The organism is Bacillus sp. FJAT-49711 (assembly GCF_018343715.1).
In the GTDB taxonomy this organism is placed as follows: Bacteria; Bacillota; Bacilli; order Bacillales; family Bacillaceae_C; genus Lederbergia.
Genome location: NZ_JAGYPL010000002.1, coordinates 1258001 through 1274480, shown reverse-complemented (window position 1 = coordinate 1274480; position 16480 = coordinate 1258001). Strand labels below are relative to the sequence as shown.

14 protein-coding genes are annotated in these 16480 nt (G+C 39.3%); 3 read left to right on the top strand and 11 right to left on the bottom strand.

What is annotated here, in order from left to right; all coding sequences use genetic code 11:
• Positions 1-116: 116 nt before the first annotated feature.
• From KHA96_RS13415 to KHA96_RS13405, 3 genes are all read right to left on the bottom strand, one after another.
• Entirely contained in the window at positions 117-959 is an 843-nt protein-coding gene (locus KHA96_RS13415; protein WP_213129963.1) for a DegV family protein, read from the bottom strand.
• A gap of 450 nt (positions 960-1409) precedes the next feature.
• Positions 1410-2090: a response regulator gene (locus KHA96_RS13410; protein ID WP_213129763.1), complete on the bottom strand. Its 681-nt coding sequence runs from the start codon at positions 2088-2090 to the stop codon at positions 1410-1412.
• Between the two features lie 104 nt (positions 2091-2194).
• Positions 2195-3337, bottom strand: a complete 1143-nt coding sequence (locus KHA96_RS13405; protein ID WP_213129762.1) for a sensor histidine kinase — start codon at positions 3335-3337, stop codon at positions 2195-2197.
• 276 nt (positions 3338-3613) lie between these two features.
• Between KHA96_RS13405 and KHA96_RS13400 the strand changes: the two genes are divergently transcribed.
• Positions 3614-4255 carry a YigZ family protein gene (locus KHA96_RS13400; RefSeq protein ID WP_213129761.1) on the top strand — a complete coding sequence of 214 codons (642 nt, stop codon included), beginning with the start codon at positions 3614-3616 and terminating at the stop codon, positions 4253-4255.
• Between the two features lie 345 nt (positions 4256-4600).
• On the opposite strand, the gene KHA96_RS13395 is transcribed toward KHA96_RS13400, so the two are convergent.
• From KHA96_RS13395 to KHA96_RS13365, 7 genes are all read right to left on the bottom strand, one after another.
• Complete coding sequence (locus KHA96_RS13395) at positions 4601-5419, bottom strand: carbohydrate ABC transporter permease (RefSeq protein ID WP_213129760.1); 819 nt, start codon at positions 5417-5419, stop codon at positions 4601-4603.
• A gap of 21 nt (positions 5420-5440) precedes the next feature.
• Positions 5441-6388, bottom strand: coding sequence for a carbohydrate ABC transporter permease (locus tag KHA96_RS13390; RefSeq protein WP_213129759.1), 948 nt, complete (start codon positions 6386-6388; stop codon positions 5441-5443).
• Positions 6389-6547: 159 nt separating this feature from the next.
• Complete coding sequence (locus tag KHA96_RS13385; RefSeq protein ID WP_213129758.1) at positions 6548-7807, bottom strand: ABC transporter substrate-binding protein; 1260 nt, start codon at positions 7805-7807, stop codon at positions 6548-6550.
• 259 nt (positions 7808-8066) lie between these two features.
• A complete protein-coding gene (locus KHA96_RS13380; protein WP_213129757.1) occupies positions 8067-8942 on the bottom strand; it encodes an ROK family protein in 876 nt (291 codons plus the stop codon).
• A 402-nt stretch (positions 8943-9344) separates the two neighbouring features.
• Entirely contained in the window at positions 9345-10871 is a 1527-nt protein-coding gene (gene galT / locus KHA96_RS13375; RefSeq protein ID WP_213129756.1) for a UDP-glucose--hexose-1-phosphate uridylyltransferase, read from the bottom strand.
• Positions 10872-11006: 135 nt separating this feature from the next.
• Positions 11007-11996 (bottom strand): UDP-glucose 4-epimerase GalE, encoded by a 990-nt coding sequence (gene galE / locus KHA96_RS13370; RefSeq protein ID WP_213129755.1) that lies wholly within the window; start codon positions 11994-11996, stop codon positions 11007-11009.
• A gap of 18 nt (positions 11997-12014) precedes the next feature.
• The gene (locus KHA96_RS13365; protein WP_213129962.1) at positions 12015-13172 is read right to left on the bottom strand and encodes a galactokinase; all 1158 of its coding nucleotides are present in this window, start codon (positions 13170-13172) and stop codon (positions 12015-12017) included.
• A 156-nt stretch (positions 13173-13328) separates the two neighbouring features.
• Here KHA96_RS13365 and KHA96_RS13360 point away from each other — a divergent pair, with 156 nt between their 5' ends.
• Positions 13329-14540, top strand: a complete 1212-nt coding sequence (locus KHA96_RS13360; RefSeq protein ID WP_213129754.1) for an ROK family transcriptional regulator — start codon at positions 13329-13331, stop codon at positions 14538-14540.
• A gap of 320 nt (positions 14541-14860) precedes the next feature.
• On the top strand, positions 14861-16042 hold the full coding sequence (locus KHA96_RS13355; RefSeq protein ID WP_213129753.1) for a M14 family metallopeptidase: 1182 nt from the start codon (positions 14861-14863) through the stop codon (positions 16040-16042).
• A gap of 85 nt (positions 16043-16127) precedes the next feature.
• Here KHA96_RS13355 and KHA96_RS13350 read toward each other — a convergent pair whose 3' ends face one another.
• A complete protein-coding gene (locus KHA96_RS13350; RefSeq protein ID WP_213129752.1) occupies positions 16128-16232 on the bottom strand; it encodes a YjcZ family sporulation protein in 105 nt (34 codons plus the stop codon).
• Between the last annotated feature and the right edge of the window lie 248 nt (positions 16233-16480).

Below are 16480 nucleotides of genomic sequence, written 5' to 3'. Positions count from 1 at the left end.
GCAAGAAGGGAACGACCGGAGAGAAAGAGTTGAAGGTCAGCGGGGATAATTTTCACACTTAATCACCTCGAGGTTTATAATTTATAAAAACAGTGGGAAGGAGTGCCTCCCCTCTGTTATTTAATTGTCCAACAAAGTCCCATTGCGCCTTCACCGAGATGGGTGCCAATGACGGGACCGAAATAGCTAATAGTAAATTCGACATTAGGATAGAGCATAGATAATTCATGTTTCCAGCCCGCCGCTTCCTCTACTCGATTAGCGTGGATAATCGTCGCCTGCAATGGTACTCCTTTACGAGCATCCTCTCCAAGCAATTCTTCAATTCGCTTCATCGCTTTTTTACGAGTACGGATTTTTTCAAATGGTTCGATCACTTTATCAACAAAATGGAGAACAGGCTTAATGTTTAATAGACTGCCAATTAAAGCTTGCGCACTCGAAAGTCTGCCGCCTCGTTGCAAGTGAGATAGATCATCTACCATAAAATAGGCTCTCATGGATGCTTTTAATTCGTCCAAACGCGTGAGTATTTCAGCAGGATCTTTCCCTGATTGAGCCATCATGGCAGCTTCAAGAACATAAAAACCTTGTGCCATACAACTGATTTCAGAATCATAAGGATATACTTTTGCGCCTTCCACAACATCGCCTGCTGCGACTGCACCTTGAAAGGTTCCGCTAATACCGCTTGAAAGATGAATACTAATAATTGCATCATAATCTTTAGCCAATGTATTATATAGTTCTTCAAATTCCCCAATAGGAGGCTGAGTTGAAGTTGGAAGCTTTTGCCCATTCCGAACTTCTTCATAAAAATCTTTACCGGAAATATCAATCTCTTCCCGATACGTCTCACCGTTAATGACAACACTTAATGGAATCATATGTATATTTAAGTTTTCACGTATATGCTTCGGTATGTAGGAAGTACTATCAGTCACAACTGCCGTCTTCAATATATACACCTCACTTACTTCCTTATTCTTCTCTACATTCTATCCAATTAATCTACTTTTGAAAAGAGGCATTTCAGTAGAGGAGCCTGCCCATCCATTATGATTGAAGCAAATGATAGAGTCACTGTTGTTAAACACCTAATCGTGACCTATTCAACATTCTTTCTTTGCTCACGGTCACGAATAGCAGCTAATCGTGACCTCCCCATTGCTTTTCCCATGTCCAAGGGCACGATTAACACCTATTCGTGACCTCCCCACTGTTTTCCCCACGTCCAAGGGCACGATTAACACCTATTCGTGACCCCCTCACCATTTTCCGCACGCACAAGGGCACGATTACCACCTCATTCTTGCATTCCCACCGGTTTCCCAATGCGCAAGGGCACCTCCACCACTAAGCACAAAAGAAAATCCATTCAAACTTAGTCTGAATGGATTCTCTCATTTTTACCTAACTTCGACCCAGCCATTTTTAATGGCAGTCACTACTGCTTGGGTGCGGTCGTTGACATTCATTTTTTGAAGGATGTTGCTTACGTGGTTTTTGACTGTTTTTTCACTGATAAAAAGTGTTTCGCCAATGCCGCGATTACTTTTTCCGTCGGCAAGAAGCTGCAATACTTCACATTCTCTGCTCGTTAATAGATGAAGTGGAACTTGAACTTCAGGCTGTTGGTAGCCGCCTCCACTATTCGTTTGATTTGCTAGTCTGCGATATTCACCAATTAGTTTGTGGGTAACCTTCGGGTGTATGTATGAACCGCCGTCCGCTACAACTTTTACAGCTTCAATGAGTTCATCTGAATCCATTTCCTTTAGCATATAGCCTGAAGCTCCTGTTTTTAATGCGTGTGTTACGTATGCTTCATCGTCATGAATGGATAAAATCATTGCTTTTGTTTCTGGGTATGCTTCTAATAGCTGACGCGTAGCTTCAATGCCGTTTGTCATTTTCATATTAATATCAAGAAGCACGACGTCCGGTGAAAATTTTTCTACAAGCTCAACTGCATCGGAGCCATCTTCACCCTCAGCTACTACCGTAAACGTTTTTTCGAATTCAAGAATGCGTTTAACTCCTTCACGAAACAATTGATGATCATCAATAATTACGATTTTCGTTGACACTAATAATTCCCCCTCATGCCTCTATATTTAGCATTTTTTATAGTTTAAAAGTTGGATAGTCTTCCTTTAATTGTAAGGGCACTTGTCCAACTGCCACTCATGTATTAATCCAATAATGGTATTTGCATTTTGATCGCAGTACCAGTTACTGGGCTTGATTCAATGGCTAGGATTCCTTCAAGAATAACAAGTCGTTCCTTCATGCCAATCAATCCAAACGAACCATTTTTCTTTTCATCGGGATTAAATCCTATGCCATTATCCTTTACAACTACAGATACACTGTCACGCCTTCGTTCAAATTTAACTGTAATTACAGTTGCTTTTGAATGCTTCAGTGCATTTTGAACTGATTCCTGAATGAGACGAAAAATCGCCACTTCGTATTTTGAGGGAAGTCTTTTATCTTCTCCTATATGAACAAAGTCTAACTTGACTACTTTGTTATATTCTTCAACGGTTGCTAAATATCTTTGTAATGTAGGGATGAGTCCTAAATCATCCAGCACCATTGGACGTAAATCATAAATAATTCGACGTACTTCATATAACGCCGCTCGAATCATTTCTTTTAAACTCCGAATTTCAACTAAAGATTGTTCAGGTCCAAATTCTCTATGAACCTTCTCAGCCAAATCGGAACGTATGAGGACATTGGCTAGCAGCTGTGCAGGCCCATCATGAATTTCTCGAGAAATCCGTTTTCTTTCCTCTTCCTGCGCTTCAATGATACGGAGTCCGAAGTCTTGTTTCATTTTAGCATCTTCTAATACTTCACCAATATCTTTAATATCACTAACGAGATAGTTAGAGATAATTGTAATTTGTGAGACGAGAGTTTCAGCGCGATCAATTGTTTCCTGAAGACCTAAGAGCCTTCTTTCCAAGTCATCACGTCTGAGCCGCAATTGCTTTTCAAACTGATTGTTGATTGTATGTCTCGTTTGAAGATCATGTGCATTTTCATATACTTCGCGGACTTCTTTTTCACTATAAGCTCGGAAGTTTTTACTGACCTCGGAGAGTCGTTTTCTCGCGAGTCTAGCTTTTATTTCTAGATCATCGCCTTCAACAATGACTTGTTTCACTTGTTCTTTAATCTCTTTTAATTCCGCTATTAAAGAATCATGCTCCTGTCTACATTGCTCGCCGATGCGAAAAATCTCATCTTTACTCTTGTCCACAGTATCAATCATTTGCTCTACAATAAAATCCAAAGCTTTAACATCTACTTTTCTTAGTGGCATTATGTACCTCGAGGGATACCCCCCTTTACGCATTAAATTAATTTTACATTAATTTGCATATTTCAACTATTTTTGGAGTGACTTTTCTTTAAAATAATTCTAAATTACCGGAATTTTTATAAATTTTAATCTCCCGACCCGTTCTTTTTACCTACACGACAGTCTTAAAGACCTACAGAAAGAGTTGATATGATTCTATTTCATTATTATATCATGTATAATTTTGTTACACATTAAGTTTTTCTTACAATCATATTGTGGAGAGGGGCTGATTTCTTGCTTCTGCACTATTTTACTGTAAAAAAGCAGGGAGAACATGAAATCATCATACAAAAATCAAGATTTATTGCACATATAAAACGTGTCGAAACAGAAGAGGAAGCTCAACAATTTATTCAAGAAATCAAAAAGAAGCATTGGAATGCGAATCATAATTGCTCCGCGTATTTGATTGGAGAGCATAATCAAATCCAAAAAGCGAATGATGACGGGGAACCGAGTGGAACTGCAGGCGTTCCGATGCTAGAAGTATTAAAAAAGCGTGATTTAAAAGATACGATTGTTGTTGTCACGAGATATTTCGGAGGCATTAAGCTAGGAGCTGGCGGGTTAATACGTGCATACGGAAAGTCGACTTCAGAAGGACTGAACGCCGTTGGAGTTGTGGAACGGAAATTAATGACTGTTATGCATGTGGAGGCGGATTATTCTTGGCTCGGAAAACTTGAGAATGAATTGCGTGCATCACGATACCAACTGAAAGAAATTCATTACTCCGATCAAGTTGAGCTTGAAGTTTACGTAGAAGATGCAGAAGTGGAAAAGTTTAACGAATGGATCATTGATATGACGAATGGACAAGCTACGATCCTTGAAGGTGAGAAATTGTATCTTGAGGTGGACGTGCCTTCGAAATGAATTGAACCCGGTTTATATTGATCAACATTCTAAAAAAATTCCCTTAGTTTTTTTGAGTAACGTGACACTTAAAATAAGGGGGATTTTTCCGGTTATACTGCAGAATAGAGCATGATTCAGGGGATATAAGCGGAATTTTTCCGATTAAGCAAGGCAAAAGTATCCATTTTCATGTTTTTCGAGTCAATAGTCGGAATTCTTCCGTCTATTTAGGCTTTTTTGAGTGCTATTTCATTAATAGAAGAAATTTTTCCGCTTATTCATCAAACTAGCTTTAGTGTCTAATGAACTGAAAAAAAGGCTTAGAGATATTTGCATCCCCTAAGCCTTTTTATACTTTGAAATTTAATCCTTAACCGCTCCAGCAGCAATTCCTGAAATAAACTGTCTACTAACAAATAGAAACATAATAATTAACGGTAATGTAGCGAGTAAAGTTCCTGCCATAACCATTCCGTAATCTGTTGTGTAAATTCCATTAAGTTGAGATAAAGTTAATTGCAATGTGTATCGTGCCGGGTCATTCAACACGATTAATGGCCATAAATAGTCGTTCCATACGCCGATAAAGGAAAAAATCCCTAAGAAAGCTAAAGCTGGCCGTAGAATGGGCAGTGCAATATTCCAATATAAGCGAAAATGACTGCATCCATCAAGTCTACCGGCATCTAGCAGACTATCATTAATGGCTTCTTGGGAAAATTGCCTTACCCAAAAGATTCCGAACGCATTCGCTAGACCAGGAACGATTAACGCTTTATACGTTCCAACCCATCCGATTTTCGAAATGATAATATAGGACGGGATAAAGGATAACTGGGATGGAATCATCATTGTTACGAGCAATAGACCAAATAGCCATGTTTTACCCGGAAATTGGAATTTTGCAAAAGTAAACCCAGCAAGCGAACAAAAAAACAGTACACAAATGACTTGCATAACCGTAACAAACAACGTGTTCAAAAACGATTGGAAAAAGTCTACGTTACTAAATACGTTTGTAAGGTTCGTTATCAACTCTGAACCAACTACAAGCTTGGGAGGAAATCTCAAAATATCACTCGTTTTATTGGTTGACATCACTGTAAGCCAGTAAAACGGAAAAATGGATATTCCGACCCCGATCAATAATAAAACATGCATTATTATTGACTTTATTCTCATAAAAATCCATCCTCTCTTGTCTTATCTAGCCCCAGCTTTATCAAATATTTTCCAATTGATTAACGAGAATAAAGCTATGATGACGAACAATGCCCAGGATACGACTGAAGCGTAACCAAACTGATTGTCAACAAACCCTTGCTTATACATGTAAAGGGTAATGGTCATCCCAGCTCCGCCAACACCACCGGAATTTCCAAGCAATACTTGCGGCTCCGTAAATAATTGCATGGATCCAATCGTTGTCATTAGAATTGTAAAAAGGATAACAGGCCTTAACAAAGGAATCGTAATATGGAGAAATTGCTGCCTCGTATTCGCTCCATCAATTTTTGCCGCTTCATATAAATCTGTGGGAATGGCTTGCAACCCGGCTAAATAAATAATCGCGTTATAACCGGTCCATCGCCAAACAACCATTGAAGCGATAACCACTTTTATAAGAAAACTAGAATCTAACCATTTAACGGGCTCCGCTCCTACTGTCGTTAAAATATAGTTCAACAACCCATACTGATTTCCAAAAATGGATTGGAAAATTATCGTAACAGCGACAATCGAGGTAACGTTCGTAATGAAATAAGCGGATCGATAGAACCCTTTAGCGCGTACAAATGGCGCATTTAATAGAAAGGCAATAACGAGCGCGCCACAAAGCATTGGAATGGTCGAAATAAACCAGATAATAAAGGTGTTGCCTACTGCCTGCCAGAACATTGAATCGGATATTAAATATTTAAATTGCTTTAAACCCACGAATTCCATTTCGCCGATTCCATCCCATTTTTGGAACGATAAATATAAAGAAAATATGATCGGAAACAATCCAAATATGATAAACAATATGTAGAAAGGCGATATAAATAAGTACAGTGCCCTATTTTTATAAATTTCTTTCCAAAGTTGTCTTTTTGGGGCAACCCCTATAGGGCTGCTCAGCGCTTCTTGTGGTTTTACTGGGTGTTCCATAAAATTCTCTCCTTTTCAACTTCTATTCGTTGAAAACAATCGTTCTATGATGATAAGGAATCAGATAAGATTTCTCATCTGATTCCTTATTGAGAATGTTCAAAGATTCATGCTAAAAAGATATATCGGTGTTTCTTCCTTTTTTGCACACACTTATTATTATTTGCCAAGCTCTTTCTTAACTTTATCCTGTACTTCATCCCACGCTTTATCAGGATCTTTACCTGATCTAGCTATATCCGTTAACGCTTCGTCAAAAATGGAGTTAACCCGAGAATAATCAACACCAAAGTATCTAGGCTTTACATTTTTAGCGGATTCCGAAAATACTGTCGTCGTTTCTTGGTTTCCGAAGAAATCCTCTGGACTACTCATTTTTTCGTCTTCAAAGATACTAGGAGTAGAAGGGAATAAATCCATCTTGACATAGGATTGAAGTTGGTTTTCAGGATTCATCATCCATTCAATGACTTTATAAGCTTCTTCTGGATGTTTAGAGCTTTTTAAAACACCAATAAAAGATCCGCCGTTGTTTCCATCTCCACCTGGAGCTCTAGCAACTCTCCATTTACCTGCAGTATCAGGTGCGGCATCTTTCAATATATTTTTCATCCATACAGCTCCGATAAATGATGCTACTTGTCCATTGTTCATTGCTGCGTTCCACTCCGGTCCATCGCCCTCTGTATTGGCCGCTAAGCCCTTTTTATGTACCGTGATGGCTCTATCCCATGATTCTTTAATATTGCCAGAATCGCCTATAAAATTATCACTTTCATCAAAATAAGCCTTATCGCCTTGACTTAAAGATTGAGTATAGACTCTATTAATCGTATCGAACATTTTTGCATCAGTAGCGGATTGTAATTTTTCAGCCGCTGCAATATAGTCGTCCCAAGTTGCTATTTCTTTTGAGACCTCTTCAGGATCTGTAGGCAAACCTGCTTCAGCAAATAAATCTTCGCGATAGAATAGAGCAGTTGGACCTGTATCCATAGGAAGAGCAATTAGATTCTTTTGATCAGGTGTTAATCCAAAGTTCCATTTCCACTCTAAATAATCATCTTTTATTTTATCAGCACCATAGTCTAATAGATTTACAAACTTATCATGATTCGGTAAAAATTCTGTGACCCAGTCATTTAATCCAACAATATCCGGTGCTCCTGTACTTGCTGTTAAGGCTGTTTGCAGCTTTGTTTTATACTCGCCGCCATCAATTTTTTGTGCCTTGATATTGATGTCAGGGAACTGCTCACTTGCCTTTTTGATTAACTCATCATCAATCGACCGATTCCAATACCATAGAGTAAGAGTAACTTTTCCGTCTTTCTCCCCTGAAGAAGATTTACTACATCCAACCATTGAAAACACTAACAAAATGATTGTCAAAAAACTAAAAACTTTTCTTTTTGTCATACTTTGCACCCCGTTTTCTAGTTTTAAGTACCCCTAAATATGGAAAGCGCTTGCACAAAGAAGGTTAAAGACTCTAGGTGACAAAATGATAAATGATTATACTAAAGACATTTATCATCTTTAAAAAATCATAGAAAAGTTTATATCATTTGTCAATCCGAAAATCTGATACTTCCAATTATTCACTCTAACTAGAACTTTCGAACTATTTGACAAAAAACCAACATATTCTCCATCGAATATGTTGGTTTTTGTCATTTTATTCTGATTCTAAAACGTGCTTTGCAAGCATTAATGCACCCGTTATCCCTGCGTCATCTCCAAGTGCTGGTGGGACAATATACTCATCAATCTGTTCCGTAATTTGCACCAGCGGAACATACCCATTCAATAATTTTTGAACTTGATTTCGAACGAGTGGAAAAATTTGCTCTTGCTTCATAACCCCTCCGCCCATAATGATTCTTTTCGGTGAGATCGTTAAAATGTATTGCATGAGTGCTTGGGCAAGATAATAAGCTTCTATTTCCCATACTTTTTGATTTTGTTGAAGTTCATGGCCTTTCTGCCCCCAACGTTTTTCAATCGCAGGGCCAGCCGCCATTCCTTCAAGACAATCCTTATGATAAGGACAGTTTCCAACGAATGAATCATCGGGATGTCTTTTTACTAGCACATGCCCCATTTCAGGATGAGAAAGACCTTGAAGCAATTTCCCTTGAACGACGGCTCCTGCTCCAACCCCTGTACCCACTGTGATGTATAAACAGCTATCCAGACCTTGAGCAGCGCCTTTCATCAATTCTCCAAGCGCAGCAACGTTTACATCTGTATTGAATTCAATCGGTATATGTAGTGCTTCTTCCATCGTCTTAAGAAAAGGAAAATTAATCCAACTTGTTTTGGGCGTTGAGGTTATATTTCCATATGTATGACTGTTTTTATCAATATCGACAGGACCGAAAGAACCGATTCCAAGCGCTTCCACATTATGTTTTTTGAAAAAGTTTATCACTTCAGGCATCGTTTTTTCCGGAGTCAACGTATCTATTTTAATCCGTTCAATGATGGTTCCTTCCTTTGTCCCAACTGCACAAACAAATTTCGTACCGCCCGCTTCAATCGCTCCCAGCATATTCTGACACTCCATCCTAATAAGTTTCTTATCCACTTCAGTTTACCATATGATGGGACTTTTTTATAAGAAAAGTGCAAGGCGCCTGTTTAGCAACGTACAAACTTCGAGATAAAGGAAACACGGCGAGGTTGGAAAAGCGAAAGACGCCTGAAGGGGAAAGGAAGGCTAAAGGCGCAACGTCCTGTTGCATGCTCAGTGCAGCGACGTCCTGTCGCTTCGCCTGCACTAGTACTTCCCTGTACGTCGCAACGCCTTCCTGACCCGCATCCTGCGAGCCTCCGACAAGTAAAGTTCTGAGTCAAAAAAGTCCGGTCTTTACTTTTATTGACTCAGGTTATTTGGCCTCGAGGGCCTGCGCCTGGTGCTAGACAATGAAAAAAAGTCAGCACGTGGGCTGACTTAAGAATTTTTTATCAAATGGTTGAAAAATTGCTTAAATGCTGCTTGACCTTCCGGCGTTCTTTTAAAAACACCAGCATGTTCAAGGACAGTAGAAAAGACGTGACCTACTTCCTCTCGTAAAATATTTTGAGCATTTGTTTCATTTAATTCTGGATGGTTTTCCATCACTTTGCACGCCCAATCCGCGTGTTTGTTAGTGACGTCATCTTTATAAAGATTCGTTTTATAGTCAGGTTTAAGTAAATATTCTCCAACGAGTTGAAGTTCCTCTTTTAACCGTCCAGGCAACACGGCAAGACCCATCACTTCGATTAAACCGATGTTTTCTTTTTTAATATGGTGAACCTCATCATGAGGATGAAAAATGCCAAGCGGATGTTCATCGCTCGTTCTATTATTTCTTAAAACGAGATCAAATTCGAACTTTCCATTTACCTTGCGAACAATGGGAGTGATCGTATTATGAGGTTCAGCTCCGCTTGTTGCTTGAATTTCCACGGAAGGGTCACTATAGTACTTCCACGTGTTTAAAATATATGCCGCAAGATCGGCAATTTGCTTGCGGTCCTTCCCACGAAGGCGAATGACAGACATTGGCCAGCGCACGATGCCTGCTTCAACTCCTTCGTACCCCGGAAATGTAAAGATTTCTTCCATTTCCGCTTTTGCCATTGGAAAAATATGATTTCCGCCTTGGAAATGGTCATGGCTCAATATCGATCCTCCAACGATTGGAATATCAGCGTTAGAACCGATGAAATAATGAGGAAACTGATCTGCAAAAGCAAGCAATCTCTCAAAACCGGCTTTAGATATTTTCATCGGGCGATGTTCACCTGAAAAAACAATTGCATGCTCATTATAATAAACGTATGGTGAAAATTGCAGAAACCATTCTTCTCCATTTAAGTTTAGAGGAATGATTCGATGATTTTGCCGCGCTGGATGGTCGACTCTCCCTGCATAACCGACATTCTCCTTACAAAGCAAGCATTTTGGATATGTAGCAGCTTCCTTTTTATTTCTATTGGCGGCAATGGCAACAGGATCTTTTTCCGGTTTCGATAAATTAATCGTAATTTCAAGATCACCATAAGGAGTCGGCGAAAACCAATGCTCGTTTTTAGCCACCCGATCTGTTCGAATATAATGAGAGTCTTGCGCTAAGCGATAAAAGAAACTCGTCGCCGCTTCTGCTCCCTCTGTTTTATAAATTTCATAAAAGTTGTGAATAATCGTCGATGGACGAGCAATAAACTTGCTCATCAATTCCGTATCGAGTAAATCGCGAAACGTAACCGTATTGTGTGGCAGCCTATCATGTTCTGCAGCCCAATCTAAAATGGCGGCAAGAATTCTTGCGGGCGAATGATCGTCCGGGTCCTGCACATCAACAGATTTCCATTCTTCAAGACGCAACGTGGCCAGCAATTCATTCCGTACAAAGTCAACATCCCACGTTTCAATGAGTCTTTTTTTCAATCCATATTGTATGAGCTCTTCCAAAGCTTCATATATATACATGTGATCGCCACTTTCCTTTTTCTAATTGCTGTGCGGGGATTTTCCGGTATGGAGTAGACAGTTGGGACTTACTGTAAGAGTAATGCCACACAGTATAGAAATAATATTCCTCGTGACCCTCTCCCGCATATTAAATCACTCTACATACCCATTTGGATGTTTTTGGAACCAAGTCCAAGCACTTTCAATCATAGATTCAATTGAAGCGTGTTTTGGCTTCCAGCCGAGTTCTTTTTTCGCTTTTTCAGATGATGCAACGAGCTTACCAGGATCACCCGCGCGTCTTGGTGCTACCTCGGCTGGGATTTCTTTTCCGGTCACTTTTCGTGACGCATCAATAACTTCCTTCACACTGAATCCATTGCCATTTCCTAAATTGTACGTGCCGCTGCTTTCGGTTTTCCGCAGCTTTTCAATCGCTAAAATATGGGCATCTACTAAATCCATAACGTGAATATAGTCACGGATACATGTGCCGTCCGGTGTATCGTAATCATCGCCAAAGATAGCAATTTCGTCTCGTTTTCCAAGTGCCGCTTCCAAAATAATTGGAATTAAATGCGTTTCAGGAGTGTGATCTTCTCCGATTACCCCGTTCGTATGTGCACCCGCAACATTAAAGTAGCGAAGTACAACGTAACGAATACCATAAGCCCCTTCACACCATTTCAACATTTTTTCAATGGCAAGTTTCGTTTCACCATATGGATTCGTTGGGTTTGTTAAAACAGATTCAAGAATTGGAATTTCCTCAGGTTCCCCGTATACTGCTGCTGTTGACGAAAAAACAATATTTTTTACATTGTATTTGTTCATTGCTTTTACAAGAGAAATCGCACCGCCAACATTATTATCGTAATATTGAAGCGGATTTTGCACACTTTCTCCGACTAATGAATCTGCAGCAAAATGCATAATGGCATCAATGTTATTTTCAGAAAAAACAAGATCTAGAAAAGGTTCATCCCGCAAATCTCCGTCATAAAACACCGCTCCTTCAGAGAGCGCCGCAGAGTGGCCTTTTTGCAAATTGTCGATAACAACCACTTTTTCCCCTCGTGCCAGTAATTCCGCTACCGCGTGACTTCCTATATATCCAGCTCCACCGCATACTAAAATCGCCATCCAAATTCCTCCTTGGTTTTATATTTCTCTAGCTCCATCGCCGATTCCCACGACGTAAAAATCAGCTTTTAAACCAGTAGCTTCTTCATACGCATCTCCGACATTTTTTATAAAATCATCCAGTTTTTCTTTACTTACTAGATTAATCGTACAGCCGCCAAAGCCTGCACCTGTCATTCTTGCACCTAGCACATCCTCATTCCAAGCAGCTTCAACTAAAGCATCCAGCTCTTCACCTGTTACTTCGTAATCCTTCATTAGAGATAAATGTGATGCATTCATTAATTTTCCGAAAGCTTCGAGATCACCCTCATTTAGTTTTTCAACGGCAACAAGAGTACGGGCATTCTCTGATACGGCATGTTTCGCGCGTTTGCGGTCGGTTTCATTTTCAATGATATACTTATGGGCTTCAAATTCATCCACTGTCAAATCACCAAGTGATTGAATATCAAGCTCTGTTTGTAATTGCGCGAGAGCTCTTTCACATTCAGATCGGCGTTCATTGTACTTAGAATCAGCCAAGCCCCTGCGTTTATTCGTATTAGCAATAACAAGCACATGATCTGATAATTGCAGCGGGCTATATGTATATTCCAAGGTTTGGCAATCAAGTAATATCGCATGCCCTTCCTTTCCCATTCCACTTGCAAATTGGTCCATGATTCCGCAGTTTACACCGACAAAATTGTTCTCAGCCATTTGAGCATATTTAACGAGCTGTATTTGATCAATATTTAATTCAAATAATTCGTTGAGCATCACACCTGTTGCAAGCTCAATGGATGCAGACGAAGAAAGACCCGCACCGTTTGGTATATTCCCGTAAAATAGTAAATCTACTCCTGATGGAATCGATATCCCTGCTTTTTGCAGGACATCAATCACACCTTTTGGATAATTTGCCCAATCATCTTTTTCTTCATATAAAAGAGTATCTAACTGGGACTCAATTACACCTATTTCTGGAAAATTCATTGAATAAAAACGCAGAAGGTTATCTTCCCTTTTCCGTGCCAATAGTGTTGTACCAACATCTAGTGCACACGGAAATACATGACCACCATTATAATCTGTATGTTCGCCAATCAAGTTCACTCTTCCAGGTGCAAAGAATGTACGAATTTCTCCATTTCCCTCATAAACTTCGGTAAACCTTTCGCGTAATTCTTTCATTTTTTCCATGACTTGTCACCTCTTATTTTATGATGAACTACTTTTAAAAAATTTTCATGAAAGTCGACTTTGTTAATTAATTTAATTTACTTATATGGTATTATATGAGTAATTGTTTTGCAACAATATTTTTAAATATTAAGGAAGTGCTTTTTCATGAAAAAAGGTAGCTTTCAATGGATGAAATCTTTAAATCGAACGATTATTTTAAATAAAATTCGCACGGATGGACCGATTTCTCGTGCCCAAATTGCGAAAGAAACGAAATTAACTCCGCCGACTGTGAGCAGCCTCGTCAGCGAGTTGATTGAGAAAGAATTTGTAATCGAAAGCGAGCAAGGTGAATCCATTGGCGGTCGAAAACCTACATTATTAATCATCAATAGTGAACGCTTCTATATTATAGGATTGGATGTTGGAGCGAAAAAGATTCGTGCTATTCTTATTGATTTATCCGGAAATGCAATTAATAAAACGCAAAAGCTTATTCCTTCTTCAATTTCCGGTGATGATTTACTTGCACTTATAAATGAGACGATCTCCAATTTGACTTCTGAACATGAGACGAAAGAAGTGATTGGCATTGGGGTTGGCATGCATGGTGCGGTTGATGTGGATAAAGGGACAAGTTTATTTGCACCTGGATTGAACTTAAGGGATATTCCGATAAAAAAAATACTAGAAGCTGAATTTGATGTTCCTGTGAGAATAGACAATGACGTAAGGGCGATGGCTTTTGGTGAATATTGGTTTATGGAAGAAAAAAAGGATGAAAACATTGTGACAGTTAATATCGGTAATGGCGTCGGTGCTGGAATCGTTTTAAATGGAAGGATTTTTCACGGGAAATATGATTTGGCCGGGGAAATTGGCCATATGACAATTGATCTAAATGGAAATCGCTGTTCTTGCGGTAATATTGGCTGTTGGCAAACGTTAATTTCCGGACCAGCTATTGCGGAAGCAGCTGTAAAGCAAATTGATATTCATTCAGATGGAATTCTTTTTAAAATGATTGAAGGCGACTTAACTAAAATTGAGGGGAAAACTGTATTTGAAGCGGCAATAAGTGGAGATGCACTTTCTAAAGATATTTTAGAAAAAACAGGGGAATACATTGGGATTGGACTTACAAATTTAATTCACATATTAAATCCAGCAAAAATAATTATTGGCGGCGGAGTTGCAAATGCCAGCCCCATTATTTTACCTAAAATAAAAGAAACAATCTTAAAGCGTGGACTGACAAGCCAGGCAAAATCCACTCCGATTTATTGTTCTAATCTCGGATCATACGGAACAGCCATCGGAGCATGTGCTCTTATCCTTGGTGAAATTTTTGAAGGAGAAGTTTCAATTGTTAGTTGAAGGCTTAGGGAACCCTTTCTTTTCTTTGCGCAAAATTGTAGACTGCAACGATTCTCGATGATATTTGTAAATATGTAAACTTCATCGGGAATTCCATGCTTATTCTCGATGTATCTAATTACGTTTTACATTTCGTCGAGAATTCCACGTTTATTCTCGACGAAACTAATTAAGGTTCTCATTTCACCGGGAATTCCGGAACAATTTACAGAGAGCTATCCCTTTCGCCTACCTATCCATCCTTTAAAAGAGGTTTCTGTCATCTTTCTTAGCTTTTCACATACTACTAAATTGATAAAGCTTTTTTTGGAGGGACGTAAATGGAGATAAGAGTCCGGTCAGGAGATACACTTTGGCATTACAGCCAGTTATTTTTTATTCCTACAGTTTTGATCATTGATTCCAATCCGGGTATTAATCCGAATGCTCTCCAAGTAGGGCAGCTGATAAAAATTCCTGGATTTACAGAACATACTTACACCATTCGCTCTGGGGATACATTTTGGAAAATAGCCCAATCACATCATCTTAATATCGATGCCCTATTGCTCATGAATCAAAATATAAATCCAAGTCAACTACAGGTTGGCCAAAACATTCGTCTACCTTTGAGAGTCACGGCATTAACGATGAATAGCAGAGATCATTACGATTTCCAAAAAATGAAAGCAGACATTGAAAAGTTATTGGCTATCTATCCTTTCATTAGAAGAAGAGAAGCTGGTAAAAGTGTGGACAATTTACCGCTGTACGATTTACGTGTTGGGAAAACCAACCGAAAAATTCAAATGAATGCCTCTTTCCATGCAAATGAATGGATTACCTCGCCTATTTTAATGAAATTTTTAAATGAGTATTTGCTTGCATTAACGAATGGTCAAAATATTAGTGGAGTATCAGCATTATCCATCTATCAACAATCCCAGCTTTCCGCTGTTCCAATGGTAAATCCCGACGGCGTCAGCCTTGTCTTAAACGGCCCTCCTGCTGCGAAACGCGAGGAAGTCATTCGGTTGAATCGAGGAAGCACAGATTTTTCAGGATGGAAAGCAAATATTCGCGGAGTTGATTTGAATAAACAGTTCCCGGCGAATTGGGAGTTTGAGAAAGAACGAAAACCTAAGGTTCCGGGTCCACGGGATTATCCAGGCTCTTCCCCATTATCCGAGCCAGAAACAAAGGCAATGGCTGACCTTGTCAGAAACGAAAGTTTTGCTCGCCTTCTTGCATTGCATACACAAGGAAGAGAAATTTATTGGGGCTATGAAGGATTGGAGCCCCCTGAATCGGAAACACTCGCGAATGATTTCGCAAGGCTAAGCGGTTATACAGCAGTTCGCTACGTTGATAGCTTTGCTGGATATAAAGATTGGTTCATTCAAGACTTCCGCAGGCCAGGATTCACAATTGAACTTGGACTCGGGCAAAATCCTCTCCCTATTTCTCAATTCGATGAAATTTATGCCCACGTAAAACCGTTATTAGTTAGGGCATTAATCTAACAGGTCCCCCAAGCGTGGAGGACCTGTTTTCCGTAAAACGGAAAAAGAGACAGACGAATCATCGCCCATCCCTTGAAAGAACATTTTAATAATAACCTCCGCCAACAAAAGCAGTTCCTACAATGATCAACAAAATAAACAAAACAACGATCAACGCAAAACCACCTGCTCCATTACCGCCACCACTCATACACTTACACCACCTTTATCACAGGATGATCTATCATATGACAATACACTAAAATGCGAGTGGACGTTTGAAATGCAATGCACCCAAGTTGTGTGAGTGCCAGGCACTCACCACTAGTGTTGCACGATAACCAATAAATGTAACTTTTGATTTAAAAGTAAAAATTTTCCAGTCGCTTTCATTCTATTTTTTAAAAAAAGGTAACGCTCAGTCTATTTCGACCCAGTTCCCTTTTTTTGTAAATATTT

Coding starts and splice junctions, on each gene's coding strand:
- KHA96_RS13385 (WP_213129758.1), bottom strand. CDS start 7,807: ATGACAAAAAGAAAAGTTTTTAGTTTTTTGACAATCATTTTGTTAGTG.
- KHA96_RS13390 (WP_213129759.1), bottom strand. CDS start 6,388: ATGGAACACCCAGTAAAACCACAAGAAGCGCTGAGCAGCCCTATAGGG.
- KHA96_RS13405 (WP_213129762.1), bottom strand. CDS start 3,337: ATGCCACTAAGAAAAGTAGATGTTAAAGCTTTGGATTTTATTGTAGAG.
- KHA96_RS13380 (WP_213129757.1), bottom strand. CDS start 8,942: ATGCTGGGAGCGATTGAAGCGGGCGGTACGAAATTTGTTTGTGCAGTT.
- KHA96_RS13360 (WP_213129754.1), top strand. CDS start 13,329: ATGAAAAAAGGTAGCTTTCAATGGATGAAATCTTTAAATCGAACGATT.
- KHA96_RS13350 (WP_213129752.1), bottom strand. CDS start 16,232: ATGAGTGGTGGCGGTAATGGAGCAGGTGGTTTTGCGTTGATCGTTGTT.
- KHA96_RS13355 (WP_213129753.1), top strand. CDS start 14,861: ATGGAGATAAGAGTCCGGTCAGGAGATACACTTTGGCATTACAGCCAG.
- KHA96_RS13395 (WP_213129760.1), bottom strand. CDS start 5,419: ATGAGAATAAAGTCAATAATAATGCATGTTTTATTATTGATCGGGGTC.
- galT (WP_213129756.1), bottom strand. CDS start 10,871: ATGTATATATATGAAGCTTTGGAAGAGCTCATACAATATGGATTGAAA.
- galE (WP_213129755.1), bottom strand. CDS start 11,996: ATGGCGATTTTAGTATGCGGTGGAGCTGGATATATAGGAAGTCACGCG.
- KHA96_RS13365 (WP_213129962.1), bottom strand. CDS start 13,172: ATGAAAGAATTACGCGAAAGGTTTACCGAAGTTTATGAGGGAAATGGA.